The organism is Ruegeria sp. B32 (genome assembly GCF_025141855.1).
In the GTDB taxonomy this organism is placed as follows: Bacteria; Pseudomonadota; Alphaproteobacteria; order Rhodobacterales; family Rhodobacteraceae; genus Ruegeria; species Ruegeria arenilitoris.
In genome coordinates, this window is sequence record NZ_CP081107.1 from 87,322 (window position 1) to 113,402 (window position 26,081).

The window sequence follows — 26,081 nt, forward strand, 5'->3', positions numbered from 1 at the left end:
GCGGTTGGGATGCCGGGCAGGGCGCCGCGGACAAACGTGGAAAGGGCGGGCGAGGGGCCCGCCCTTTCCTGTGCTTGCTGCCAACCCGTCAGGTGACGTGGTTCGAGCGGTTGTAGACGTTGAACTTGCCGGTCGGCGCATAGAGCCCGTCGATACGGCCGATCTCTTCGAGCGTCTTGGCGTCGAAGATCACGATTTGACCGTTGGGCTCCTTGGAGTCCGACAGGTTCCACTTGGAGACCCAGACCTCGGTGCCGTCGGCATTGAATTCAAAGTGAACGGCGGCACTGCCTTCGTCTTCGGTGATCTGGATCGTTTTCACGATCTCGCCGGTCTCTTTCGAGATGACTTGCACCGACTGCTGGATTTCCGGCTCGGGGTGTTTGGTCTGGTCAGCCCAGATGTAGTCCGAGTTCGGGTGGGTGCGGACAAACAGGCCGGGGCCGTCCGTCTCCACTTCGTAGCAGACCTTCCAAGCCTGATCCGGGTGGCCTTCGGGGTCGTTGCCCCAAACGGTCACGGTACCCACACCCAGGTGGGTCGTGCCGGCAACCGGTCCACAGTTCGGATCGACCCAGTTTGCGCCCGGTCCGGGGTGCGGCAGGGCGGCGGTGTCGATCATCGCCTCCAGCTTGTGGGTTTCAGTATCGACGACCACCATTTTGTTCGACGCGTTCGCGGCGATCTGGAAATAGCGGCCTGTCGGGTCAAAGAAACCGTCATGCAGGAACTTGGCGCTGTCGATCTTGTCGATGCGCAGGTTGTCGAGGTCCGTGTAATCGACCTGCCACAACTGGCCCAACTCTTTCACGGCGACGATCCAGGTCGGTTCGTTCGGTGTCGTGTAGATCGCGGCCACGCGGCTTTCTTCGACATAGTCGCCGTCCACGTTCACGCCGCGGGTCGAAACGACCTTGAGCGGTTCCATGGTTTTGGCGTCAACGATCGCGAAGTGCGGCGGCCAGTAACCACCACCGATGACGTATTTGCCATCGCCGGAAACTGCGACGTCGCGGGCGTCATAGGCGATCTTGACCTCAGAGACCAACATCTTGTCCGGCGTCTGCCAGAGGTCGATTTTGGTCATCTTGCCGTCGCGACCCATGGTGTACCAGAAGCGGCCGGGATGTTCCGGTTCGGTCAGGCTATGGTGTTCGGACGCTTTCAGAACGTGCACGGCATAGCCGGTGGGGATGTGGGTCAGCACCTCTTTGGTGTCGCCGTCGATTACGGCCACCTTGCCCACGTCACGTTCGATGACGACGAAGAAGTTCTCCCAGTTGCGACCGTGCAGCGGCTCGGTCGGATAGTCTGCCTCTTCGACATAGACCTTGCGGGTCGCCTTCATCTGTTCCAGCGACATTTCCGGCGGCTTGGGCGGGTCCATCATGATGTAGGTCGCCATGTCGCGGATCTGCTCCTCGGTCATGATGTCCGAGAAGTTGTTCATACCGCCTTCGGTGCCCCACGCGATGATCTTTTCAAGGCGCTCCTGGCCCAGTTGCAAGGTGCCGCCTTCGGTCACGGTGCCGTCGGCTGCGGTTTTCTTCCAGTGTGGCTCGAGGTTCTTGCCGGTGGCGCCCTTGCGCAGCACGCCGTGGCAGCCGGCACATTGTTCGAAGTAGAGCTGTTTCGAAGCCTCGAAGGCTTCGTCGCTCAGGGTTGGCTCTTCGGCGAATGTCGGAGCAGCGACGCTGCCCAACAACATGGCCAGACCGACCCTGAAGGCGCGGCCGGTGGTGTAATGGCTGATTCCAAGTGACATGATCACTCTCCGTTTGCTGGTGAGGCAGGCCGGACACTGCGCCGGGACGGGCGTCTTCTCCTTGACGAAAGTCAACGGAGGGGGTGTTCAGACGGAAATGACGCGGAAAAAAGCCATGAAAATAAGTGCTTTTTGGGGTCATGTTTTCGCCGACGCTTGATTTTGGTTAAGGGGCGCGGGTCCGCCGGTTGCTAGTGCTTGGCCATCGAACAGCTTGGCCAAGGAGAGCAGGCATGCCATCGGCAATCACGCGCGTTATGGGTGAGGGGTTCCGGGTCTTTTTTCTGTTTGCAGGTCTTTACGGCGTGTTTGCCGGTCTGGCCTGGGGAGGGTGGCTGGCAACGCTGGCCGGGGTCGAAATGTGGACCGAGGCGCCCTATGCCATGAGCCCGCCGATGTGGCACGCGCACGAGATGATTTTCGGCTATGCCAGTGCCGCACTGGGCGGGTTCTTTCTGACCGCCGTTCCCAACTGGACCGGTGCCCCTGAGGCGCGGCGTTTGTTTATTGCCGCTGCAGCGGCGCTGTGGTTGGCCGGGCGCGTGGCGCTGTGGTTTTCGGGTGTGATCGACCCGGTGATTGTCGCGGTGCTCGATCTCGCCTTCGTGCCGGTTCTTGCGGCCAAGATCGCCACCCAGCTGATCCGGCGACCAAAACCGCAGAACATGATCTTTCTTCTGTTGCTGGCCTACATCTGGGTGTCCAACCTGTTGACCCATCTGGACTGGATCGGTGTGACGGTCGGAACCCTCGATGTCGGTCTGCGTACAGGACTGCTGGCCTTGTGTTCCATGATCTCCATTCTGGGTGGTCGGATCACTCCGGCCTTTACGCGCAACGCAATGAAGCGCGCAGGCGTGCCCGAAGCTGAGTGGCCTGTCAGTCGCGATTGGATGGAAAAAAGCAACATGGTGCTGGCCCTGCTGCTGCCCGCTGTGATGCTGATCTTCGGGGCCGGGCACGCGGTCGCGATTTTGGCGCTGGTCCTCGGAGCGATACAGGGCTTGCGCCTGTCAGGTTGGCGGGGGGCTTGGGCTGTCCGGCAGCCGATTCTGTTTGCGCTGCATCTGGCCTTGGGGATGCTGGGCCTTGGACTGGTTCTGTGGGGAATGGGCTTGTTGGGCCTCGGCAGTGAACTTGGTGCGCTGCATGTGTTGGGCATCGGCTGCGTCGGTGGCATGACGCTGGCGGTCATGAGCCGCGCGGCGCTTGGCCATAGCGGACGGGCGCTGGTCGCCCCCGCGCCGGTGGTCGTCGCCTACGGAGCTATGGCTCTGGCTGCGATTCTGCGCTGGATTGGGTCCGGGTTGGACGCGCAATTCTTGACTGCCATGCTGGTTGCCGACGGGCTGTGGATCAGCGCGATGGCGCTGTATGTGGTGGCGATGTGGCCGGCCTTGGTGGGTCCGCGTGCGGTACCGTCCTGAGCGGCTCAGGCCCGGTCGATCAAAGGTCGCGCGTTTTTGACATGCCGATGGATCATGTGCCGCGCACGCTTGCCGGTTTCGGGAATGGGCCGAGCGGCGATCGGGACATGATCCGGGTCGTCAAGCTCGGGGAAAATCTCGAATATCTCGTCTCGGGCATCGCGGCCAATGCTTTTGAGTGCTTCGGGCCCGGTGTACAGGCTTTCCGACGGAGCCCCTTCGGCGGTCACGATTTCATGGCGGTCGAACAGAATGTGGTAGTACGTCACGCTGCTGACGGTTTCATCGGCATGAACGCCGGGAACGCCGACCAGCTTGTGGGCTGGGATCAGCACCTCTTGGGCGTCGAACATGCGCACGGCAATCGCCGAGCGAACCAGCATCCGGTGCTGCGGAGAGACCCGCAGGTCGCGCCGCGGTAGACCCGCCCCCAGCGCTCCGGCTGATACACAGATCGGACGCAGGCGTGGGTTGGCCTGCAAATCGACCGACGTCAGGATGCGCGAGCCGACCCAGCGAATCGGTTGCGGGCCGTGATCGAGCGTCAGCACCAGATCGCCTTCGGCCAGATCTTCTATCGCCTTGGCGCCGGTGGGTGTTTCGATCAGCGTACCGGCGGTAAAACAGGGCACGTCGACAATGGCTGTGGGATCGGTGGTGTCCGGAGCGTTTGAAGGGGTCACATTCGAACGAATGAAGGAATAGGCGGTACCGGGTACCAAAGGTTCGGACGTGATGTATCCGACAAGATTTCCTTCAACCTCGACCCGGAAAACATCGATCGTACCGCCGCCCGGTTTGGTCAGGGCATAGGATTCTTCCAGATAGATAGCGCCGGAATCAAAGGTGGTTGATCCGTCAAGGCTGGTGACGACGCCTGTCTGTGTCAGGTCATCGCCGACTTCGTTGTTGAAACGGTCGCCGTTGAAATCAGTTCCGTTGTCCGGATCTCCGTTCACGAGCGTTCCACCGGCCGCGTCGGTTACGTCAAATACCCGGCGATCGGTGTTCGGATCATAGCCTGAACTCAGAGTGATGGTACCGGAGTTAAACCCGGTAAAACTAAGTGAAATCACCCCTGGCGCGTAGCCGATATAGGAATAGTTCGCCATCTCTTACTCGTTCACTCGCTCAATCAAAGACACCGGAACAGCACATCACGGACCCGGAAACTCCATCTGACTTCGCACTCTGATATACGCGGTTCAAGGCGATTTCGGGGCATTTCACGCTTATTTTAAGGGAATGTAGCCTATTGGCCGCGCGCCAGGACGGAGTCTTGACTTTCGTTAAGGCGGCAAACCGCCCATCTCGCCATTGTCCCTCCACCAGCAAAGCGGCGCAAAGGAGAGCGCAATGCGAGAAGTCATGACCAAGAGCATGGCCCGCAACATATTCTATGGCGGGTCATTGTTCTTCATCTTAATCTTTCTGGCCCTGTCGGCCCACTCACACCTGTACATCGTCAATTCGCCGAACTCGGCGAAGCTGGATGAGAGCGTGATCCGGGGCAAACACGTCTGGGAAAAACACGCCTGCATCAATTGTCACTCGATCATGGGTGAGGGTGCCTATTTCGCCCCCGAGGTCGCCAACGTGATGACCCGCTGGGGCGTTCTGGACGACCCGGAATCGGCCTTTGAATCCCTCAAGGGCTGGATGGAGGCGCAACCCACCGGCATTCCCGGTCGCCGGCAGATGCCAAGGTTCAACCTCAGCGACGAAGAGATCCGTGATCTGGCGAACTTCCTGATCTGGACGGACAACATCGACGCTCAGGACTGGCCCCCGAATGACGCGGGCTGAGAAGGGAACGGAGCAATGAAATACGAATCCCAAAAAGTGGCCTATGCCTATTTCGCATTCGCAATGGGCCTGTTCGCGATCCAGGTGATCGGCGGTCTGCTGGCCGGCTGGATCTATGTATCCCCCAACTTTCTGAGCGAGCTTCTGCCGTTCAACATCGTGCGGATGCTGCACACCAACGCGCTGATCGTGTGGCTGATCACCGGCTTTTTCGGCGCGGCCTATTTCCTGATCCCCGAAGAGGCCGAGCGCGAGATCCACTCGACCAAGCTGGCCTATATCCAGCTGGCGATCCTGATCCTGGGTACGCTGGGTGTGGTGCTGACCTATGTCTTCAACCTGTTCGAAGGCAACTGGCTGCTGGGCAAAGAGGGGCGCGAGTTCCTTGAACAACCCAAATGGGTCAAGGCCGGCATCGTCGTGGCGGCTCTGATCTTCCTCTACAACGTGTCGATGACCGTTCTGAAGGGCAAGAAGACGGCCATTACCAACATCCTGCTGCTGGGCCTGTGGGGTCTGGCGCTGCTGTTCCTGTTCGCCTTCTACAACCCGGGCAACCTGAGCCTCGACAAGCAGTACTGGTGGTATGTCGTCCACCTGTGGGTCGAAGGTGTGTGGGAGCTGATCATGGCCTCGATCCTGGCCTACCTGATGCTCAAGCTGACCGGCGTTGACCGCGAAGTGGTCGAGAAATGGCTGTATGTCATCGTCGCCGCCGCGCTGTTCTCGGGCATTCTGGGCACCGGCCACCACTATTACTGGATCGGCACGCCGGGGTACTGGCAGTGGATCGGGTCGATCTTCTCGAGCCTCGAGGTGATCCCGTTCTTTGCGATGATGGCCTTTGCCTTCGTCATGGTCTGGAAAGGCCGTCGGGACCACCCCAACAAGGCCGCGCTGCTGTGGTCGCTGGGCTGTGCCACGCTGGCCTTCTTCGGCGCCGGTGTCTGGGGCTTCCTGCACACGCTGCACGGGGTGAACTACTACACCCACGGCACGCAGATCACCGCGGCCCATGGGCACCTGGCCTTCTACGGCGCCTATGTCTGCCTCAACCTGGCGATCTTCACCTATGCGATGCCGATCCTGAAGAACCGCGATCCCTACAACCAGGTGCTGAACATGGCCTCGTTCTGGCTGATGACCGGCGGCATGGTCTTCATGACCTTCGTGCTGACCTTTGCCGGCACCGTCCAGACGCATATGCAGCGCGTGGTGGGTGACTACTACATGGATGTGCAGGATCAGGTCGCGATCTTCTACTGGATGCGCTTCGGCTCCGGTCTGGTCGTGGTCATCGGTGCGCTGCTGTTCATCTACTCGATCTGGGTTCCGCGCAAAGAGGTCATCGAACCCGGCGTCGCGGAAACCCCGGCGGAGTGATGAATATGGACGGCTCCATGAAACTGGGAACGGGGGCGGCAGACGCCCCCTTCTACCTGCCCCAGGGCGACGAATGCGACGTGTTCGCCGCCGCCTATACCAACAAGCTGCCGGTCCTGCTGAAAGGCCCGACAGGTTGCGGCAAGACCCGCTTCGTGTCCCATATGGCCGCCAGTCTGGGTCGGCCGCTCTATACCGTGGCCTGCCACGACGACCTGGCCGCCGCCGACCTGATCGGGCGCTACCTGCTGAAAGGCGGCGAGACCGTCTGGGTCGATGGTCCCCTGACCCGCGCGGTGCGCGAGGGCGCGATCTGTTACCTGGACGAGGTGGTCGAGGCGCGCAAGGACGTGACCGTGGTGCTGCACCCGCTGACCGACGACCGGCGCATCCTGCCGATCGATCGCACCGGGGAAGAGCTTGAGGCCGCGACCGGCTTCATGCTGGTGGCCTCCTACAACCCCGGCTATCAGAACATTCTGAAAACCCTCAAACCCTCGACCCGGCAACGGTTCATCTCGCTGGAATTCGACTTCCCCTCGCCTCAGATGGAGGCCGAGGTGGTCGCGCAGGAAAGCGGTCTGCCGCTGGAGCGCTGCAAGCCGCTGGTGCGGCTGGCGGGCAAGCTGCGCGGGCTCAAGGGTCAGGACCTCGAGGAAGGCGTATCCACCCGCCTGGTCGTCTATGCCGCGACTCTGATCGCGCAGGGCATGTCCACCGACCGCGCCATCCTTGCCGCCATGATCGAACCTCTGACTGATGACGAGGATATCAAACGCGGGCTCCTCGATCTTGTCACCGCCGTCTTTGGGTGAGGCCGGCGATGGTCAGGATCGACTTTGAGCCATGGGAACCCGAAGAAACCATCGGGAAACTGTGGCACACCCTTGCCAGCCGCCTTGATGCACCAGAGGTGCACGAAGGAGCCGCGGTCGACCTGTCGCAGGTCGCGGGGCGGCTGGCCGTTCTTTTCCGGGGGCTTGGGGGCAGTCCGGGCGTCGAGCTGCGCCCGGTTTCGCCCGAGCTCTCGCGCCACCGGCTAGGCTGGCGGCGCAAGCTGGCCACCGAGGCCGAACTGATCCCGCGCGCCAGTTTCGACGGCGAGGTCCTGCGCCTGCCCGACCGGCTGGCGGTGTTTCCCGCGCGCGAAGCCAACGGCGCGCTTTATGTCTGGCTGGCGGCGGTGGCGGCCCATGCCGGAACCCGCATCGACGAGGACGATCCTCTGCGCGCCGACATCCGCGCCCTGCAGGCGGCCCGCGCGATGGTCGCCGACACGCTCGAGGACGCGCCGGGCCTGCGCCCGCTTTACACCGAGCTGTGCAAGGGCGTGCTGTATCAGCGCGACCTGCCCGGCCTGCCCCCGGCCGAGGCCGCCGTCGAGGACCTGATCCGCCGGATGCTGGGCGACCCGGCCCCCCTGTCCGCCCGCGCCCGGGCCTACGACGCCCTGGGTGACGACGTGGCCGCCCCGCGCGGGTACCAGCCGTTTCGCCCGGTGCCGCTGTGGCCCGAACTGCGCGCGGTCGCCTTTTCCGAACACACCGAGGTCGAAAGCCGAGATACCGACGGTCCACCCGAGGAATCGGGGGAAAAGACCCACCGCGCCCGCCGGCGCAAATCCGATCAGGCCGAGCGGCAGGACAGCCTGATCCTGCACAAGTTCGAAGCGATCCTCAGCTGGGCCGAATTCCTCAATCTCAACCGCCGCATCGACGATGACGACCCGGACAACGCGAAAAAGGCCGCCGATGATCAGGACGAGATCGGGCTGGGCCAGATATCGAAGGCGCCGCCGACGCGGCTGAAGCTGCATCTCGATCTGGCACCCGAGGACGTGAACCGCGAGCGCCTTTCGGGACGTGTGCTGTACCCGGAATGGGATGTGCGCACGGGGCAGTATCTGCCCGATCACGCCAACGTTCTGACCTCGGATGCCGAGATTCGCGAGGATGCCGCCGAGTTCGGCAAGGACCCGGCCACCGCCCGCCGCATCCGCGCCGTCAAACGCCAGTTCGAGGCGCTGCGCCCGGGCCGGGTGATGACCCGCAGCCATCTGGACGGCGACCAGCTGGACATCGAGGCCGCCGTGCGCAGCGCCGTGGACCGCCACGCCAATGGCGAGGGCAATGAGCGCATCTGGATGCAATCCCGGCCCGAAGCGCGCGACCTGGCGGTGTCGATCCTGCTGGACATAAGCCGCTCGACCGAAAGCGCGGTCGCGGGGCGTGCGGTGATCGATATCGAACGCGAGGCACTGGCGGCGCTGGCCTGGGGTCTGAACGCCTGCGGCGACGATTTCGCCATTCACGCCTTCAGTTCGCTGAAACGCCAGCGGGTCTACGTGCAGCGCTGCAAAAAGTTCAATGAGCCCATGACCGGAACCGTGGAGCAGCGCATCGCGTCTCTGCGGCCGGGCCATTACACGCGGCTGGGGGCGGCGATCCGTCATGCCTCGGCCGATCTGGCGGCGCAGGCGCGCAAACGCCGGCTGCTGCTGGTGATCACCGATGGCAAGCCCAATGATCTGGACCACTACGAGGGCCGCCACGGCATCGAAGACACCTGCATGGCCGTGCGCGAGGCGCGCCGGGCGGGGCAGTCGGTCTTTGGCGTGACCATCGACAAGACAGGCAAAAGCTGGTTCCCGCGCATGTTCGGGCAGGGCGGGTTCGCGGTGATCCCCGACCCCAACCGCCTGACCATGGCCCTGCCGCAGATCTATCGCCAACTGGTCGGCGCATGAGCGATACTTCCCTGATCGACGAGCTGCCCGGCGAACTGCTGATGTGGGTTCTGATCGTCTCGGAACTGCTGGTGTTCGGGGCCGGGCTGGTCGCCTTCATGGGCGTCCGCCTGACCGACCCGGCAGGCTTTGCCGAGGCGCAATCACATCTCTACCGCACCGGGGCCGCGCTCAATACGGGGGTTCTAGTCACCTCGGGCTTTCTGGCGGCGCGGGCCCTGCGCTGGCGACAGGCCGCGCGCCGCGGCGCAGCGCGGTTGGCCCTGATCGGTGCGGCCCTGCTGGGCGTGGTTTTCCTGATCATCAAGGGCGCGGAATATGCCGGCAAGGCCGCGCAAGGCATCAGCTATGAGACCCACCCGTTTTTCCTGTTCTATTACCTTCTCACCGGGTTTCACGCCGCGCATGTGCTGGCCGGGGTCACCATTCTGCTGCTGGTCGCCTGGCGCGACGATCCCCGCAATATCGAGGCGGGGGGCCAGTTCTGGCACATGGTCGATCTGGTCTGGGTCCTGCTGTTTCCGGTGATCTACCTGCTGGGGTGACGCGATGCCGAGGTTTTTCTTTGCCCGAGACACCCATGCGGATCGCATGACCCGCGCCTGGGCCAGCCTGATCGCGCTCAGCCTGGCCTCGGCCCTGCTGACCCTCGTGCCCGTTGGGCCCCGGCTGGTCGGGGGCGGCATCCTGCTCCTGGCCTTGTTCAAGGCCCGCATCATCCTGGCGCGGTATCTCGACCTTGAACGCAGCCCGGCCTGGCTGCGGGGCTTCACGCTGGTGCTGAGCAGCTTTGCGGCACTGATCTTCGCGCTCTACCTGGTTTGAGGCAAAAAGAACCGCCGCGCACAGGGGCACGGCGGCTTGCCAGTTCAGGGACAGAAATCTATTGCGCGGCCATCGGCATCCGGGCGATCTGGCACCGCTGCCACAGCGCCGACAGCGCGCCGACCAGATGGTCGATATCCGCATCGGTATGCACGGGCGAGGGCGTGATGCGCAGCCGCTCGGTTCCTTTGGGTACGGTGGGATAGTTGATCGGCTGGATGTAGATGCCGAACTCCTCCAGCAGCGTGTCAGAGATGAACTTGCACTTGACCGGGTCGCCGACCATCACCGGGATGATGTGGCTGGGGTTGGGCAGATGCGGGATGCCCTCGGCGTCGAGCCGGGCGCGCACCTGGGCCACGCGCGCCTTCTGCAGGTCGCGTTCCGCATTCGATTGCTTCAGATGCCGGATCGAGGCCGCCGCACCGGCGGCGATTGCCGGGGGCAGGGCGGTGGTGAAGATGAAGCCGCTGGCAAAGCTGCGCACGAAATCGCACAGCGCGGCCGACGCGGCGATATAGCCGCCCACCACGCCGAAGGCCTTGCCCAGCGTGCCCTCGATCACGGTCAGGCGGTCCATCAGACCCTCGCGTTCGGCGATGCCGCCGCCGCGCGGGCCGTAGAGGCCGACGGCATGGACCTCGTCCAGATAGGTCATGGCGCCGAATTCATCGGCCAGGTCGCAGATTTCCTTGATCGGCGCGATGTCGCCATCCATCGAATAGACCGATTCAAAGGCGATCATCTTGGGCGCCTCGGGGTCGGCGGCGGCCAGCTTGGCGCGCAGGTCGTCCAGATCGTTGTGCTTCCAGATCACCTTCTGCGCCCGCGAATGGCGGATGCCCTCGATCATCGAGGCATGGTTCAGCGCGTCCGAGAACACGATCAGGCCTGGGATCTTTGCCGCCAGCGTCCCCAGCGCGGCCCAGTTTGAGACGTAGCCGGAGGTGAACAGCAGCGCCGCCTCTTTCCCGTGCAGGTCGGCCAGTTCCTGCTCCAGCAGGACGTGGTCGTGGGTGGTGCCGGAAATGTTGCGGGTGCCGCCCGCACCGGCGCCGCAGCGGTCCAGCGCATCATGCATTGCCGCCAGAACCGACGGGTGCTGGCCCATGCCCAGATAGTCGTTCGAACACCAGATGCGCACGTCCCGTGCCGCCGCGCCATCGGTCTGGCGGGCATTGGGGAAGGCGCCGCATTTGCGCTGCAGGTCGATGAAGACACGATAGTTGCCCTCGGCCTTCAGGTCGCTGAGGCTCTGGCTGAAGAAACGCTCGTAATCCATGTCTCGATCTCCCCGGAAAACTGGCTGTTGGCGGGCAGACTATGGGTGCGCGCACGCCGGGAACATGACAATAGTCAAGCGACGCCGGGAAAAGGGTGGTGCGCGGCGCGCGGGTTTGGCATAGGCTGGCGCAGGGATGGATGGGCCGGGTTTTCGGCCGGACAAAAGGGGATGCCTTCGTGGCGCATGAAGCACAAAAAGCCATTGCGCGGCAGTCGCTGCTGCTCAAAAGCCTGCCGGATCAGCATGTCGAAACGTTGCTGAGCCACGCGATCTGGCGTCAGTATGACCGTGGCGAGACGATCTTTGTGCAGGAAGAAAGCGCCCAGGCCGTGCATGTGGTGCTGGCCGGATGGGTCAAGCTGTTCCGCATGTCGCCCACCGGGGCTGAGGCCGTGGTCAGCGTCTTTACCCGCGGCGAAAGCTTTGGCGAAGCGGTAGCGCTGCGCAACGTGCCCTATCCGGTTTCGGCCGAGGCGGTCTCGGCCTGCGAGATCATGCACATTCCCAGCCCGGTGCTGATTTCCTTGATGAAGACCGACCCCGAGATCGGGATATCGATCCTGGCTTCGACCTTCACCCATCTGCATTCGCTGGTGTCCCAGCTGGAACAGCTCAAGGCCCAGACCGGGGCGCAGCGGGTAGCCGAGTTCCTGCTGAACCTGTGTGACTGCGACGAAGGTGCCTGCGAAGTTGAGCTGCCCTATGACAAGATGCTGATCGCCGGGCGTCTGGGCATGAAGCCCGAAAGCCTGAGCCGTGCGTTTTCACGGCTCAAGGCGGTGGGAGTAAAGATCAACCGCAACCACGCGGAAATCTCGAACATTCCGCAGCTGCGAGACTATGCCGACAGCGACCCGGCCGACAATTGGGGGCGCTGAACGCGCCCGGTCAAACCCGCAACCCGTCCTCTCCGAAGGTCAGTGCATTGGCCGGATCATAGTCGATGCCGACCTGTGTCCCCGGGGACACCTGATGCTGACCAAAGGCCCGAACGGTAAAAGGCTTTTCGGTACCGATATCGACCAACACGTTGGTATCTGCGCCAAGGTTTTCCACGTGAACGACTGTGCCTGACAGCGGACCCGTCTGCCCAAGGCGAGCGTATTCAGGGCGAATGCCGATAAGTTGCCGGCCAGATCCACCGATCCGATCGGCGGGCACGAAATTCATCGCCGGAGACCCGATGAACTCGGCCACGAACCGGTTGGCGGGGTTGTTGTACAGCTCCATCGGGCTGCCGATCTGTTCGACTCGGCCGTCCCGCAACACGACGATCTTGTCCGCCAAAGTCATCGCCTCGGTCTGGTCGTGGGTCACGTAGATCATGCTGGCGTCGATCTGGCGGTGCAGGTTTGCGATTTCGACCCGGGTGTTCAGGCGCAACGCGGCATCCAGGTTCGACAGCGGTTCATCGAACAGGAACAGTTTGGGGTTGCGCACGATCGCGCGGCCGATCGCGACGCGCTGGCGCTGACCGCCGGACAACTCGGCCGGGCGACGTTCAAGATAGGGATCCAGCGACAACATGCGGCTGGCTTCGGTGATGCGGCGCGCGATCTCGTCCTTGGGATGCCCGGCCTGCTTCAAGCCCAGTTCCATGTTCCCCCGAACAGTCAGATGCGGATACAGCGCATAAGACTGGAACACCATTGCGATGCCGCGCTTGGCGGGTGGGACCTCGTTGACGGTCTGGCCATCGATTTCGACCGTTCCCGAGGTCGCCTCTTCAAGCCCCGCGATCACGCGCAGCAGGGTGGACTTGCCGCATCCCGAGGGGCCTACAAAGACCACGAATTCGTTTTCCTCGACGGTCAGGTCGATGTTTTTCAGCACGTTTACCTGTCCGAAGGACTTGCACACATTGGTCAGTTTCAGGGCGGTCACGTCACGTCTCCTTCAGGTCGACCGGCTGGCCGGATCGAATGCTTTGGTCGGCGGCAAGGCAGATCCGCAGGGATTGCACCGCGTCATTCATATGGCGGGTCAGGTCGATGTCCTGCGCGATGGTTTGCAGCATGTAGGCTTGTTCGGCGTCGCACAGTTCCTGGTGGCCGGGTTCGCCATCCATCTCGATCATGGTGTCGCCGCTGGCTTTGTGCACCAGAATGCCGCCTACCTTCGTGTGGCCGTCCACATCGTCGGATGCGCCCTTGTTGCCCTCGGTTATGGAAACCGCGCCATTGGGTGAAACGATATCTTTCACGAAGAACGCCGTTTCGGACATCATAGGACCCCAACCAGCCTCGTACCAACCAACCGAGCCATCTTCGAACACCACCTGGAACTGGCCGTAATTGTACATGTCGGGCGCGATCTCATCTGACAAACGCAGGCCCATGCCGTTGACCCGAACGGGCCGGGCATCGGTAATCTGGCACATGACGTCGACGTAATGCACACCGCAGTCCACGATGGGTGAGGTGGTTTGCATCAGCGCCTTGTGCGTCTCCCATGTCGGGCCGTCGGACTGCTGATTCAGGTTCAGGCGAAAGACATAGGGGCCGCCCAGGTCGCGCGCCTCGGATATCAGCCGCATCCAAGAGGGGTGATGCCGAAGGATGTACCCAACCACCAGCTTGCGGTTGGCTTCAGTGGCCTTCTCGACGACACGGCGTGCGTCCGCGACGGTGGTGGCCAAGGGTTTCTCGACGAACACATGCGCACCGGCGTCCATTGCGGCACAGGCATAATCGGCATGGCTGTCGGAATAGGTGGCAATCACGGCCAGATCAGGGTTGGTGTCCGCAAGCGCCGTATGGAAATCGGTGAAGACCGGATACCCCTGCAAATCCGGTTGATCCACTGTCCCGGATCGGTTCACCAGACCCACGATCTGGGCGTCGGGATGGTGATGATGCGCCAGCGCGTGGCTGAGACCCATGTTGCCCAAACCTGCGATCAGAACCCGGATCATTTGACCGCCCCCGAGGTGATCCCGCGGATCAGTTGCCGCGAGAAGATGACATACAGAACCATGACCGGCAGGATCGCCATGCTGAGCGCGGAAAGCACCGCGTTCCAGTCGGTGACGAACTGCCCGATGAAGACCTGGCTACCGAGGGTCAGGGTCTTGGTCTCTTCGGCCGGGGCCAGGATCAGCGGGAACCAAAGATCGTTCCAGATCGGGATCATGTTGAAAACGGCCACGGTCGCCATCGCCGGACGTACCAGCGGCAGAACAAGGCGGAAGAAGATGGTATACTCGCTCAGCCCGTCGATGCGGCCTGCATTCTTGAGGTCGTCGCTGACTTGCCGCATGAACTCGGACAGGATGAATACGGCCAGCGGCAGGCCCTGTGCGGTATAGACGAGGATCAGCGCCATCAGCGTGTTGACCAGACCGGTCGCCACCATCATGTCGAGGATCGCAACCGTGCCGATGCGGATTGGAATCATGATGCCCAATGCAAGGTACAGGCCCATCAGCGTGTTGCCCTTGAACCGGTATTCGCTGAGCGCGAAAGCCGCCATTGCACCGAACAGCAGGATCAGGAACAGCGACACGACGGTGACAATCATCGAATTCTGGAAATACAGGAAGAAGTCGCCCTGTTTCATCACCGTCTGGTATCCGATCATCGAGAACGAGTCGGCATCCGGCAGCGCCAACGGTTCACGGAAGATCGCCTTTCGCGATTTGAAGCTGTTGATCACGATCACGAAGACCGGAAACAGGGCGATCAGCGTATAGAGGATCAGCGCGCCATGCATGGCGGCGATGTTGAAGGGGTTTCTGCGGGCTTTGTTCATTCTCCTCGGGCCCCTCAGAACTGATACCGGCGGATGCGGGTCTGGATCAGGAACAGATAGATGCAGACCCCCGTCAGGATGATGGCGAACATGCCCGTTGCGATGGCCGATCCCATATGCGGGTCACCGAGCTGCAATTGGAAGCCGAAGAAGGTTCGGTACATGAACGTGCCAAGGATGTCGGTCGAGAAGTCCGGCCCCGCCAGCGCACCCTGAGATGCGTATATCAGATCGAACGCATTGAAATTGCCGACAAATGTCAGGATCGAGATGATGCCGATCGAAGGTAGGATCAGCGGAAGCTTGATCTTCCAGAAGGCGGACATGCCGGTGATGCCTTCGACTTCGGCAGCCTCCAGGATCTCTTCGGGGATCGACAGCAGGGCGGCATAGATCAACATCATCGGAATGCCCACGAACTGCCAGACCGAAATCAGGGCCAGCGTGGTCAGCGCGTATTCTTCTTTGCCCAGCCAAGGCGCGAACAGAGATTTGAGTCCGACCGCGGCCAGCATATCGGGGGCGATGCCCCAGATCGGCGACAGGATCAGCTTCCAGGCGAAGCCAACGATCACGAAGGACAGGATCGTCGGGATGAAGATGGCCGAACGGTAAAACGCCGCAAAGCGCAGGCGAGGGTGGCTGAGGATCGCTGCCAGTGCGATCCCGATCGGATTCTGCACCAGCATGTGGATGAAGAAGAACCAGAAATTGTTGCCCAGTGCGTTCCAGAACGCATCCGACCAAATCGGGTCGCCGAACAGGGTGCGGAAGTTGTCCAAGCCTACGAACACACGGGCCTGATCGACCTCGGTGTAAAGCGCCAGCCGCAGCGTGTTGAACAGCGGAAAGACCATGACGGCCGAGTAGACCAGCACTGCGGGTGCCAGAAACACCACGATGTGCCATTTGATCCGGCGATTGCCCATGTTGTTCCTCGAAAGCTCAGGGTGGCTCTGGCCGTCTGGCCAGAGCCGTTTGCGTCACGAAAGACGGGTTACTGGTGCGGGGCGTACCAGCTGGCCAACCCGTCCTGCAGGCGCTTGCCGGCGTCCTCGGGCGATTCCTCGCCCTTGATCACCTGAGCCGAGGCGTTCCATGTCTCGTTCTCAAGGTTGGGCGTTCCACGCGACAGGATCTGATAGGTGGACCGGATGGTCGAGTTGCACTCGTTCCGCCAGCTGACGAATTCCTGTGCCAATGGGTCCTCCATCGCCACATCGAAGCTGGAGAGAGAAAAGAAGCCGGGCAGCGCGTTTGCATAGATCTGCGCGAATTCCTCGGAACCGACCCAGTTCAGGAAGGTGCGTGCCGCATCGGCGTTGGGCGACGCCGCGTTCAGACCAATGGCGATGTCGGTGTGGTCCGAAATATAGCACTCGTCCCCGGCATTCTGGACTGGCGGCTTGAAAGCGCCCATCTCGAAATCGGCCAGGTTGTTGAAGCCGCTGATCTCCCAGCTGCCGGCCGGATAGATGGCGGCGCGGCCCAGTGTGAACAGGTTCTGGCTGTCGGGATAGGTCTGCGCTTCGAACCCGTCGCCCAGATAGGCACCCCATTTGGCCAGCTGGCGGTAGGGGGCGACCCACGGCTCGTCCGTCAGTTTCTGAGAACCTTCGATCAGGGCGAGGCGACCTTCTTCGCCCTTCCAATAGTTCGGCCCGATGTTGTTGTAACCCATGGTGGCCGCTTCCCACTGGTCATTGGTGCCCATGGCCATGGGGATATAGGTGCCGTCTTCCTTGATCTTGTCCAGTACGGCAAAGAACTCGGCTTCGGTTTCCGGAACCGAAAGGCCCAGCTCGTCGAACGCGTCCTTGTTGTAGATGAACCCATGGATCACCGAGGCCATCGGCACGCAGAAGGTGGCCGAGCCGTCATCGGTCTGCCACGCCGATTTGGCGACGTCCGAGAAGTTCGCCATGCCTTCAAGGTCCGAAAGATCGGCCAGCTTGCCCGCCTCGTACAGGCCAAGTGAGGTGTCGAAGGGACGGCAGGTAATCAGGTCTCCGGCCGAACCGGCATCCAGTTTGGCATTCAGGGCGGCGTTGTATTCCGCCGGGGCCGACGGGGTGAACTTGATCTTGATGTCGGGATGCTTGGCCTCAAAGGCCGGGATGATCTTTTCCTGCCACAGGGCCAGGTCGTCGTTGCGCCAGCTTTCGATGGTCAGCGTGGTTTCGGCCATTGCCGTACCGGCAAGGGCCGATGACGCCAGCAGCACGGCGGTCAGTGTGGTTGTTCTCATGATGTATTCTCCCTTTTGGTCTTCTTCTTGGTTCAAATCTGGTCCAGCGCAGGGCGCAGATGGCCGCCCGATGCCGTCAGCAGTTCACTGGCCTGCGCCCGTGTTGCGGCGCCGGCGGCCAAAAGTACGGCAAGCTTCAGGTTGCCTTCGGCGCGATCGAGGGCATCAGCGGCGTGCTGAGGTGTGGCGCCTGTTATGTTCCGGATGATTCCTTCTGCGCGCTGACGCAGCTTGGCATTGTCGGCCACCACGTTGACCATCATGCCGTCATGTACATGGCCCAACCTGACACCCATGAGGGTCGAGAGCATGTTGAGCGCCGCCTTTTGCGCGGTTGCGGCGCCCAGTCGGGTCGATCCGGCAATGACTTCGGGCGGGGTGTTCAGGCAAATTGCGCAATCGGCGTGCTCGAACAGCGGTGCGTCGGCGTTGTTGGCAATGCAGATGGTTTTGGCGCCGCGGGACTTTGCAATTCCGGCGAAGGTCAGCGGGTAGGGCGTGGTGCCGCTGGCGGATATCGCGATCACCGTGTCCGTGGGGCGGAGGTCGGCAGCGGCGATTTCGGCCGTCCGAGTGTCATCTTCGGTGTGGCCCGGCATCTCTGCCCCGGTTGGTATGCCGCCGGCCATGCAGATGGCGATCGACTCTGGTGACAGGCCGAATGTCCCCGGTATTTCCGCCCCATCGGCCAAGCCCATCAGCCCGGACGACCCGGCGGCGGCATAATACAGCCGCCCCCCGGCGCGGATGGTTTCTGCCATCAATGCCGCACCTTTCGAGATATCCGGAAGGCAAGCATCCAGCCCGTTCAGCGCGGCTTTCTGCGCATCCAGCAGCAGGCGCAGAACTTCGGTGTCCGGGCGCAGGTCCAGCCCCTCGGATTCGTCGCGCAGCATTTCGGTTTGCGGCAGCATGTGCGGCGTCATGTGATTCCCCTTTGGCACCGAAGATAATACCTATATAATACCTTTTGTCTACCATTCGTTTCAAATCGCCAAATACCCACCAAAAAGCGCAAAAAATAGCGAGTCTTGGCCATAAGAGGTCTTTTTTTCAGCCGAAAGGTATTGTAAAGGTATCTATATGGATGAGTCCCTCCCATATCTCATTGCAATTGACGGTGGCGGTACACGCTGCCGGTTTGCCATGGCCGGCCCCACCGGGCGGCATGATCTGGTTCTGGGAAGCGCCAATGTCTATTCCGATCGTGCGGCGGCTATCTCAACGCTGAATGCCGGGCTGCGGGCTCTGGCCGAGCGTGCAGCGATGCCCGAAGCGGCTTTGACCGGGATTCCGATCTACGCAGGGCTTGCTGGCGTGACCGACGCGGACACAGGCGCTGAAATCGCACGGCACCTGCCATCGCGCATTGTGCAGATCGAGGATGACCGCCGCTCGGCCGTGGTCGGGGCGTTGGGGGCGGTCGATGGATGTTTGATCGGGATCGGCACTGGATCGTTCCTGGCGCGGCAAAGCGATGGCGAAATCCGGTTGATTGGCGGATATGGGGCGCTCATCGGTGATGATGCGTCCGGGTATTGGCTGGGACAGCAGCTGCTGCGGCGGGTGTTGCTTGCAGCGGACGGAATAGCCCCCGACAGCGCGCTGACACGATCCGTACGCAGACGTTTTGACGAAGACCCGATGCAGATCGTGCGATTTGCGGGGCAGGCGCGGCCGGCCGAAATCGCAGACTTCGCACCCGAAATCATTGCGGCGGCTCAAAAAGGCGATGTGGTGGCCGTGGCCCTGATGCGCGAGGGCGCCGACTATGTCGCTGCAGGGCTGCAGGCCCTTGGTCGCGATGATGCCGAGCCGGTCTGTGCAGTGGGCGGGGTGGCATCGCATTACACCGCCTATCTTTCCGCCGAGGTGCAGAGCGCGATGATCGAACCGGAGGGCTCCGCCCTTGACGGGGCGCTGCAGCTCGCCGCACAGCTGGCGGAGCGCGCCAGATTGGGGGCAGCATGACCGCCGAAACGATCGAAACCTTCCTCAGGACCGGTGACTGGATGCAGCAGGCCGTGGGGCCGCGGTACGTTCGGTTGCGCAAGCGGATCGAAGAGGGCATCGAGAATGGTCTGCTGGCGGAAAGTGCACCGCTCCCGGCCGAACGCGAGATCGCAAACCTCACGGGCCTTTCCCGCGTCACCGTGCGTCGGGCGATGCAGGATCTGGTAGATCGGGGAATCGTCATTCAGCGCCAGGGTTCGGGCAGTTTCGTGGCCGACGGCACGCCTCGGGTCGAGCAATCTCTGTCACGGCTGACCTCGTTCACTGAGGACATGAACCGGCGCGGTCTTGAATCCTCAAGCGAGTGGCTTGAGCGCGGTGTGCACACTCCGTCGCCCGAGGAGGTGATGGCGCTGGCCCTGTCCTCGGGTGAAGCGGTTGCGCGCATCTCGCGCCTGCGAATGGCCAATGATCGGCCCATGGCGATCGAACGGGCCTCGCTGCCGATCGACATTCTGCCGCGCCCGCAAGAAGTCGAAGCTTCGTTGTACGAAGTCTTGGAGCGGGATGGAAACCGGCCAGTACGGGCGCTGCAGCGCATATCGGCGATCAATCTGGACAGCGCCGACGCGGGTTTGCTTGGGGTCGAACCCGGTGCGGCCGGACTGCGCATCGTTCGAACATCATACCTGTCCAATCGGCGGGTCGTTGAATTCACTCGGTCGATCTATCGCGGCGACGCCTATGATTTTGTCGCCGAATTGCGGTTGGCCAACAGCTAGGACACATCATGCAACAGCAGATCACCCGGATGCGCCGGGAAATTGATGAAATCCCCGTGGCCGTAGAGCGGCTTCTGAGTCGGGGTCAGGTAGATATTGAGGCGGTCGCCTCGGTTGCCCGCGAACTGGACCCGACATTTGTCGTGACGGTCGCACGCGGGTCTTCCGATCACGTCTGCACCTATCTCAAATACGCCTCGGAAATCCTGTTGGGTGTGCCGGTGGCCTCGGTCGGGCCGTCGATCGGATCGATCTACGACTCGGTTCTGCGCATGCGCCAGGCGATGTGCCTGTCGGTGTCGCAATCCGGCAAAAGCCCCGACATCGTGGCCATGGCCCGTAATGCCCGACGCGACGGCGCATTGACAGTAGCGTTGACCAACGACGCCGCTTCACCATTGGCCGAGGTCAGCGATCACGCCATAGATATACAGGCGGGCCCCGAACTGAGTGTTGCAGCCACCAAGACCTTCGTCACATCGGCGGTGGCCGGCTTGTGGCTGTTGGCAGAGTGGGGGCAGGATGCGGCGTTGCTGGCGGCGTTGCGCGACCTGCCCGAGCAGCTGGATCAGGCGGCCCGGATCGATTGGCCCGAAGTGCGTGACGCTATCGGTGCTCACCCGTCATTGTTCACGCTTGGCCGAGGTCAGGCACTGGCCGTATCGAACGAAGCTGCGCTGAAGTTCAAGGAGACCTGCCAGTTGCACGCTGAAAGCTATTCCTCGGCCGAGGTTCTGCACGGGCCGGTGTCCATCGTCGAGGACGGTTTTCCGGTACTCAGCTTTGCAGCGGCAGATGCGGCAGAGCCTGCGTTGGCGGAGGTGGCCGACGCGATCAGCGCCAAGGGTGCCCGTGTCTTTGCGACCACGGACAGGGTTACTGCCGCGACGCGCATTCCGCATGTCCGCACGGGGCATGCCCTGACTGATCCGCTGAGCTTGATCGTCTCCTTCTACGCGATGGTCGAGGCCTTTGCCGCCTCGCGCGGGATCGATCCGGACGCACCGCGGCATCTGAACAAGGTGACGGAAACCGTATGACCAGCGAACTGCAGGCTCTGGCGGGCGCGGACATTCTGACCCCTGCAGGTATCCTGCAGGATCATGCCCTTCTGTTCGCGGAAGGGCGTATCGAGGGCGTGACGCCTGTCTCGAACACTCCTGGCACAGCGAGGGTGTCGCGGCTGGACGGTGGCCTGCTGGTTCCGGGCTTCGTCGATCTGCAAGTGAATGGCGGGGGCGGGGCAATGCTGAACAACGCCCCCGAACTGGAAACGCTCCGGACCATGTCGCGGGCCCATGCTCGTATCGGAGCAACGTCGATCTTGCCAACGCTGATCACGGATACGCCTGAGGTCACGCGCCGGGCCATCGCGGCCACGATTGCAGCCGTGAACGAGGGTGTTCCCGGCATTGTCGGGCTTCATCTGGAAGGTCCGCACCTGTCCCAAGCCCGAAAGGGTGCACATGATGCTGCCCTGATCCGACCAATGGCGCAGGCTGATCTGGATTTGTTGCTGGACACAGCCGCACGGTTGCCGGTTCTCAAGGTTACGGTGGCGCCGGAAAGCGTGACCGATGATCAGATACATGCCATGACCCAAGCGGGGATCGTCGTCTCGCTGGGCCATACGGATGCGAGTTTTGAAACCTGTCAGAAAGCGGCTCAGGCCGGCGCGCGTTGCGTCACACATTTGTTCAATGCTCAGAGCCAGATGGGTAACCGAGAGCCCGGCGTCGTAGGCGCAGCGTTGGCGCTTGGTGAGCTGTCTGCGGGCCTGATCGCGGATGGAATTCACGTCCACCCGGTTTCAGTGCGCAATGCCATCCGGGCCAAAACAGGGCCGGGTTGTGTTTTTCTTGTCAGCGACGCGATGGCGACCGCCGGGTCGGATATCGACAGCTTCCTGCTGAACGGCCGTCAGATCTTGCGCGACGGCAACCGGTTGACCCTCGCCGATGGAACGCTCGCCGGTGCGCATCTCGAGCTGTTGGACGCGGTTCGCAACGTTGTTGCCTTCGCGCAACTGCCTTTGCAAGCTGCTTTCGACATGGCGACCCGGTTGCCCGCAGACCTGATCGGCAGATCAGATCTTGGCCGTTTGGCGGCCGGTGCCCGCGCCAATGTGCTGCATGTCTCCGACCACGGGCTGCTCCAGGTCTGGCAGGAAGGTCACGCACTCAGCTGACGGTGTTCAGGCCGACCCATGGTCGTCTGATTTTCCTCGACATGTCGGACCCTGGGCCGTTCATGTCGGGAATCTGCATTGTGCACATCTTGTATTTTTCTTAGCCTTGGTGTCGGGCGCAAGCTTCATGCGTGCCCGGCAAGAGGATTGAGATGACGCCCGTGTTCAGATTTCAGGGGATCTATACCCCGGTGGTGACGCCCTATGCGGATGATTTCAGCGTCGATTGGTATGCGCTGGCCGAGGTGATCGAATACCTGGTCGAGAATGGCGTGCACGGTCTGATCTCGGGCGGGTCCACGGGCGAAAACTATGCCCAGACCGTTGATGAAAGGCTGGAACTGGCGCGTTTTACCCACCAGCGTCTGAAGGGTCGGCTGCCTTTGGTGGTCGGGACCGGCGCGATGTTGACGCCGGATTCGATCGCGTTGGCCCAAGGAGCGCGCCAGATTGGGGCCGATGCCATCCTGCTGGCCAGCCCGCCCTATTCGGTGCCGACCGACCGGGAAAACGCCCTTAATGCGCTGGCCATCGACAAGGCGGCCGATCTGCCGGTGATGCTGTACAACTATCCGCACCGCACCGGCACGATGATGGGGGCTGAGTTCCTCGACCGTGTCGGGCGCAGCCGCAATTTCTGCGGCATCAAGGAAAGCTCGGGCGACATCAACCGTGTACACATGCTGGCGCGGGACTATCCGCATATTCAGCTCGGCTGCGGCATGGACGATCAGGCGCTGGAATTCTTCGCTTGGGGCGCGCCGTTCTGGGTCTGTGGCGGGTCGAATTTTCTGCCGCGCGAGCATGTGGCGCTTTATGAGGCCTGCGTGCTGCAAGGCGATTTCGCCAAGGGCCGCCGGATCATGTCGGCGCTGATGCCGTTGATGCGGGTCCTCGAACAGGGCGGCAAGTTCATCCACACCATCAAGCATGGGGTCACGATGAACGGCATCCCGGCAGGCGCGGTTCGGCCGCCTCTGAAGGGGCTGAACAAGGATGACAAGCGCGCGCTGGAACAGGTGACCCGCGTGTTGAAACGCAAGATTGCAGACATCATGGCGGAGGGCTGAGGCATGGGCTTGTTGACACGGGACGAATACGCGTCCATCGCCGCCGGGCTGGACCTGCCCACCGGCGCCTTCATCGACGGCGGCTATCGCCCGGCGATATCGGGCGCGGTGTTTCCCACCGTGAACCCGGCCACCGGCGCGGTGCTGACCGAGGTCGCGGCCTGCGCCGCCGCCGATGTGGACCTAGCCGTGGAAAAGGCACGCGAGTCCTTCGACGACGGCCGCTGGTCGCGCCTGCACCCGTCGGCGCGCAAGGATGTGTTGATTCGCCTGGCCAAGCTCATGACCCGCAATGCCCGCGAACTGGCGGTGATGGAGAGCGTCGACAGCGGCAAGACGATCCATGACTGCGAAACCGTCGATGTGCCCGAGGCGATCCACTGCCTGAAATGGCATGCCGAGGCGATCGACAAGATCTATGACCAGGTCGCGCCCGCCAGCGACGACCACATCGCGATGATCCTGCGAGAACCGATCGGGGTGGTGGGGTTGGTGCTGCCGTGGAACTTCCCCCTGCTGATGCTGGCCTGGAAGATCGGCCCGGCGCTGGCGGCCGGGTGCTCGGTTGTTGTGAAGCCGGCGACGGAAACCCCGCTGACCGCCCTGCGTCTGGCCGAACTGGCGGCCGAGGCCGGGCTGCCGCGCGGGGTTCTGAACGTGGTTCCGGGTGGCGGCGCCGAGGTGGGCGAACCCATCGGGCGGCATATGGATGTCGACATGGTGTCCTTCACCGGCTCGACCGTAACGGGCAAGAAATTCCTGTCCTATGCCGCCGAAAGCAACGCCAAGGAGGTGGTGCTGGAGATGGGCGGCAAGAACCCGGCCATCGTGCTGGAGGATGCCGAGAACCTCGACCGGGTTGCCGCCCATGTGGTGAACGGGGCGTTCTGGAACATGGGCGAGAATTGCTCGGCCACGTCGCGCCTGATCGTGCACCGCGCGGTCAAACCCGAGTTGCTGGAGCGCATCGCCCATCACGCCCGCCAGTGGACTGTGGGCGATCCGCTGGACCCTGCAACCCGGCTGGGCGCGCTGGTCAGCAAAGACCATTTCAACAAGGTCTGCGGCTATCTGGACAAGGCACCGTCAGTTCTTCTGGGCGGCAAGGCCGAGAACGGGTTCGTCGAAGCAACCGTGGTCGAGATTCCGGACAATGACGCGCTGCTGGCGCGCGAGGAAATCTTTGGGCCGGTCCTGTCGGTGATCGAGGTCGCGGGGTTCGATGAGGCCATCGCGATGGCCAATGACACGCCATATGGGCTGTGCGCGTCGCTATTCACCGCCAATGCCAAGCGTGCCCTGCGCGGTGCCCGCGCGATCCGGGCCGGAACCGTGACGGTGAACAGCTTTGGCGAGGGCGACATCTCGACCCCGTTCGGCGGCTACAAGCAGTCGGGCTTTGGCGGGCGGGACAACGGGCTGCACGCGCACGACCAGTACACGCAGCTGAAGACGCTGTGGATCGACCTGTCGGATGATGCCGACGAGGCGGTGGATTGACGCGGTTCACCGCTTGCCGCCTGCCGGTGCAGCGCGGCCCGGCGGCGTGGAATGCCCTGCTGGACCCGCAACCTGCCGCGCGTCAGCTTTCGGACAAAATCACCGCAGATTTCACCATCGTGGGCGCAGGCTTTTCCGGCCTGTCTGCGGCGCGGCGTCTGCGGCAGCTGGTTCCCGATGCGCGGATTGTGGTGCTTGAAGCTGGGCGAGTGGCGGAAGGCGCGGCGGGGCGCAACTCGGGCTTCATGATCGATCTGCCGCATGATCTGGCCTCGGACGACTATGCCGGGGCGGGCGATGACCGGGCGATGATCAGTCTGAACCGGCGGGCCATCGCCTTTGCCCGCGCGGCGGTCGAGGAATACGGCATTGACCCCAATTATTTCGATCCGGCGGGCAAGGTGAACGGCGCGGCCAGCACGGCGGGACACGCGCACAACCAAAGCTATGCCCGCTATCTGGACAGCCTTGGCGAGCGGTCCGAGATGCTGGACCGGCAGCAGATGCAGGAACTCACCGGGTCCGGGCACTATGTCTCGGGTCTGTATACGCCGGGCACGGTCATGCTGCAGCCGGCGGGCTATGTGCGCGGTTTGGCGGCGGGTTTGGCGACCGATGGGGTGCAGATATTTGAAAACAGTGCGGTCACGGGGTTCCAGCGCGACGGGGCAGGCTGGCGCGTGCAGACTGCGCAAGGGCAGGTGTCGACCGGTCGGCTGATCCTGTCGGTGAACGGCCATCTGGAAAGTTTCGGGGTGGAGCGTGGCCGGCTGATGCAGCTGTTTCTGTTCGCGGCGATGACGCGAGAACTGGAGGCCGATGCGCTGGCCCGGGTGGGTGGCCAGCCGCGCTGGGGCGTGACTCCGTCCGATCCGATGGGCACCACCATGCGCCGGATCGACACCGGGCAGGGCGGCAACCGGATCATCACCCGCACCTGCGCCGTGCTGCGCCCGGGCATGGAGGCGCGGGCATCGGACCTGCGGCGCGCGGCTGCGGTGATGCGGCGCAAATTCGACCGGCGCTTTCCGCAGTTGCGCGGCATCGCGATGGAGTACGAATGGGCCGGCCATCTGTGCCTGAGCCTGAACGGCGTCTCGGTCACCCGCGAGATCGAGACTGGCGTTTATTCCGCCTGCGTCCAGAACGGGTTGGGCACTGCGCGCGGCACATTGACCGGGATCGCCGCGGCCGAAATGGCCTGCGGCGTGCGGTCCGGGATCAGCCTGCATTTCGGCGCCGAGGATCGTCCCAAACGCCTGCCGCCCCGGCCGTTGTCTGAGATCGGTGCCAACATGGTGCTGCGCTGGAAGGAATGGCGCGCGCGCGACGAATGAAAAAATGCCCGCCTGA

General features: G+C 62.7%; 24 protein-coding genes. 15 read left to right on the forward strand and 9 right to left on the reverse strand.

The features are described 5' to 3' along the window. Positions 1 to 88: 88 nt before the first annotated feature. Positions 89 to 1,765 (reverse strand): cytochrome D1 domain-containing protein, encoded by a 1,677-nt coding sequence (locus K3752_RS17930; RefSeq protein WP_170359698.1) that lies wholly within the window; start codon positions 1,763 to 1,765, stop codon positions 89 to 91. 233 nt (positions 1,766 to 1,998) lie between these two features. On the opposite strand from K3752_RS17930, the gene K3752_RS17935 reads away from it, so the two are divergent. After that, a complete protein-coding gene (locus K3752_RS17935; protein WP_170452722.1) occupies positions 1,999 to 3,192 on the forward strand; it encodes an NnrS family protein in 1,194 nt (397 codons plus the stop codon). Positions 3,193 to 3,197: 5 nt separating this feature from the next. On the opposite strand, the gene K3752_RS17940 is transcribed toward K3752_RS17935, so the two are convergent. Beyond that, positions 3,198 to 4,304 (reverse strand): Hint domain-containing protein, encoded by a 1,107-nt coding sequence (locus K3752_RS17940; protein WP_260066646.1) that lies wholly within the window; start codon positions 4,302 to 4,304, stop codon positions 3,198 to 3,200. Positions 4,305 to 4,548: 244 nt separating this feature from the next. On the opposite strand from K3752_RS17940, the gene K3752_RS17945 reads away from it, so the two are divergent. The 6 genes from K3752_RS17945 to K3752_RS17970 are packed head-to-tail and all read left to right on the forward strand — an operon-like array spanning position 4,549 to position 9,952. Continuing rightward, the gene (locus tag K3752_RS17945; RefSeq protein WP_005977183.1) at positions 4,549 to 4,998 is read left to right on the forward strand and encodes a cytochrome c; all 450 of its coding nucleotides are present in this window, start codon (positions 4,549 to 4,551) and stop codon (positions 4,996 to 4,998) included. Between the two features lie 15 nt (positions 4,999 to 5,013). Next, complete coding sequence (locus K3752_RS17950) at positions 5,014 to 6,381, forward strand: cbb3-type cytochrome c oxidase subunit I (protein WP_170457580.1); 1,368 nt, start codon at positions 5,014 to 5,016, stop codon at positions 6,379 to 6,381. After that, complete coding sequence (locus K3752_RS17955) at positions 6,381 to 7,196, forward strand: CbbQ/NirQ/NorQ/GpvN family protein (protein ID WP_409233628.1); 816 nt, start codon at positions 6,381 to 6,383, stop codon at positions 7,194 to 7,196. Before K3752_RS17950 ends, K3752_RS17955 begins: the two co-directional genes overlap by 1 nt. A gap of 8 nt (positions 7,197 to 7,204) precedes the next feature. After that, a complete protein-coding gene (locus K3752_RS17960; RefSeq protein ID WP_260066648.1) occupies positions 7,205 to 9,127 on the forward strand; it encodes a nitric oxide reductase activation protein NorD in 1,923 nt (640 codons plus the stop codon). Continuing rightward, positions 9,124 to 9,672, forward strand: coding sequence for a cytochrome c oxidase subunit 3 (locus K3752_RS17965; protein ID WP_260066649.1), 549 nt, complete (start codon positions 9,124 to 9,126; stop codon positions 9,670 to 9,672). The genes K3752_RS17960 and K3752_RS17965 overlap by 4 nt, the downstream gene beginning before the upstream one ends. A gap of 4 nt (positions 9,673 to 9,676) precedes the next feature. Then, positions 9,677 to 9,952 carry a cytochrome C oxidase subunit IV family protein gene (locus tag K3752_RS17970; RefSeq protein ID WP_260066651.1) on the forward strand — a complete coding sequence of 92 codons (276 nt, stop codon included), beginning with the start codon at positions 9,677 to 9,679 and terminating at the stop codon, positions 9,950 to 9,952. Positions 9,953 to 10,010: 58 nt separating this feature from the next. Here K3752_RS17970 and hemA read toward each other — a convergent pair whose 3' ends face one another. Beyond that, positions 10,011 to 11,234: a 5-aminolevulinate synthase gene (gene hemA, locus K3752_RS17975; RefSeq protein ID WP_170461594.1), complete on the reverse strand. Its 1,224-nt coding sequence runs from the start codon at positions 11,232 to 11,234 to the stop codon at positions 10,011 to 10,013. 179 nt (positions 11,235 to 11,413) lie between these two features. Here hemA and K3752_RS17980 point away from each other — a divergent pair, with 179 nt between their 5' ends. Further along, complete coding sequence (locus tag K3752_RS17980; RefSeq protein ID WP_170359769.1) at positions 11,414 to 12,115, forward strand: Crp/Fnr family transcriptional regulator; 702 nt, start codon at positions 11,414 to 11,416, stop codon at positions 12,113 to 12,115. Positions 12,116 to 12,125: 10 nt separating this feature from the next. Here the strand turns inward: K3752_RS17980 and K3752_RS17985 are convergent, their stop codons facing one another. From K3752_RS17985 to K3752_RS18010, 6 genes are all read right to left on the reverse strand, one after another. Beyond that, the gene (locus K3752_RS17985; protein WP_170359714.1) at positions 12,126 to 13,121 is read right to left on the reverse strand and encodes an ABC transporter ATP-binding protein; all 996 of its coding nucleotides are present in this window, start codon (positions 13,119 to 13,121) and stop codon (positions 12,126 to 12,128) included. A 1-nt stretch (position 13,122) separates the two neighbouring features. Beyond that, the gene (locus K3752_RS17990; protein WP_260066656.1) at positions 13,123 to 14,151 is read right to left on the reverse strand and encodes a Gfo/Idh/MocA family protein; all 1,029 of its coding nucleotides are present in this window, start codon (positions 14,149 to 14,151) and stop codon (positions 13,123 to 13,125) included. Next, positions 14,148 to 14,987 carry a carbohydrate ABC transporter permease gene (locus tag K3752_RS17995; protein ID WP_170341791.1) on the reverse strand — a complete coding sequence of 280 codons (840 nt, stop codon included), beginning with the start codon at positions 14,985 to 14,987 and terminating at the stop codon, positions 14,148 to 14,150. Before K3752_RS17995 ends, K3752_RS17990 begins: the two co-directional genes overlap by 4 nt. A 14-nt stretch (positions 14,988 to 15,001) precedes the next feature. Then, the gene (locus K3752_RS18000; protein ID WP_093963180.1) at positions 15,002 to 15,916 is read right to left on the reverse strand and encodes a carbohydrate ABC transporter permease; all 915 of its coding nucleotides are present in this window, start codon (positions 15,914 to 15,916) and stop codon (positions 15,002 to 15,004) included. Positions 15,917 to 15,984: 68 nt separating this feature from the next. Further along, positions 15,985 to 17,235 carry an ABC transporter substrate-binding protein gene (locus K3752_RS18005; RefSeq protein ID WP_170366025.1) on the reverse strand — a complete coding sequence of 417 codons (1,251 nt, stop codon included), beginning with the start codon at positions 17,233 to 17,235 and terminating at the stop codon, positions 15,985 to 15,987. A gap of 32 nt (positions 17,236 to 17,267) precedes the next feature. After that, positions 17,268 to 18,161, reverse strand: a complete 894-nt coding sequence (locus K3752_RS18010; RefSeq protein WP_260066662.1) for an N-acetylmuramic acid 6-phosphate etherase — start codon at positions 18,159 to 18,161, stop codon at positions 17,268 to 17,270. A gap of 157 nt (positions 18,162 to 18,318) precedes the next feature. Here K3752_RS18010 and K3752_RS18015 point away from each other — a divergent pair, with 157 nt between their 5' ends. The 7 genes from K3752_RS18015 to K3752_RS18045 all read left to right on the forward strand — a co-directional run bounded on the left by K3752_RS18015 (position 18,319) and on the right by K3752_RS18045 (position 26,065). After that, positions 18,319 to 19,206 (forward strand): BadF/BadG/BcrA/BcrD ATPase family protein, encoded by an 888-nt coding sequence (locus K3752_RS18015; protein WP_260066664.1) that lies wholly within the window; start codon positions 18,319 to 18,321, stop codon positions 19,204 to 19,206. After that, positions 19,203 to 19,970, forward strand: coding sequence for a GntR family transcriptional regulator (locus tag K3752_RS18020; RefSeq protein WP_170341797.1), 768 nt, complete (start codon positions 19,203 to 19,205; stop codon positions 19,968 to 19,970). Before K3752_RS18015 ends, K3752_RS18020 begins: the two co-directional genes overlap by 4 nt. An 8-nt stretch (positions 19,971 to 19,978) precedes the next feature. Further along, entirely contained in the window at positions 19,979 to 21,010 is a 1,032-nt protein-coding gene (locus K3752_RS18025; RefSeq protein ID WP_260066666.1) for an SIS domain-containing protein, read from the forward strand. After that, positions 21,007 to 22,158 (forward strand): N-acetylglucosamine-6-phosphate deacetylase, encoded by a 1,152-nt coding sequence (nagA, locus tag K3752_RS18030; RefSeq protein WP_170366018.1) that lies wholly within the window; start codon positions 21,007 to 21,009, stop codon positions 22,156 to 22,158. The genes K3752_RS18025 and nagA overlap by 4 nt, the downstream gene beginning before the upstream one ends. A 152-nt stretch (positions 22,159 to 22,310) precedes the next feature. Further along, positions 22,311 to 23,228 carry a dihydrodipicolinate synthase family protein gene (locus tag K3752_RS18035; protein ID WP_260066669.1) on the forward strand — a complete coding sequence of 306 codons (918 nt, stop codon included), beginning with the start codon at positions 22,311 to 22,313 and terminating at the stop codon, positions 23,226 to 23,228. A 3-nt stretch (positions 23,229 to 23,231) separates the two neighbouring features. Further along, the gene (locus tag K3752_RS18040) at positions 23,232 to 24,728 is read left to right on the forward strand and encodes an aldehyde dehydrogenase (protein WP_170452747.1); all 1,497 of its coding nucleotides are present in this window, start codon (positions 23,232 to 23,234) and stop codon (positions 24,726 to 24,728) included. Next, positions 24,725 to 26,065, forward strand: a complete 1,341-nt coding sequence (locus tag K3752_RS18045) for an FAD-binding oxidoreductase (protein WP_260066671.1) — start codon at positions 24,725 to 24,727, stop codon at positions 26,063 to 26,065. The genes K3752_RS18040 and K3752_RS18045 overlap by 4 nt, the downstream gene beginning before the upstream one ends. Positions 26,066 to 26,081 lie beyond the last annotated feature (16 nt).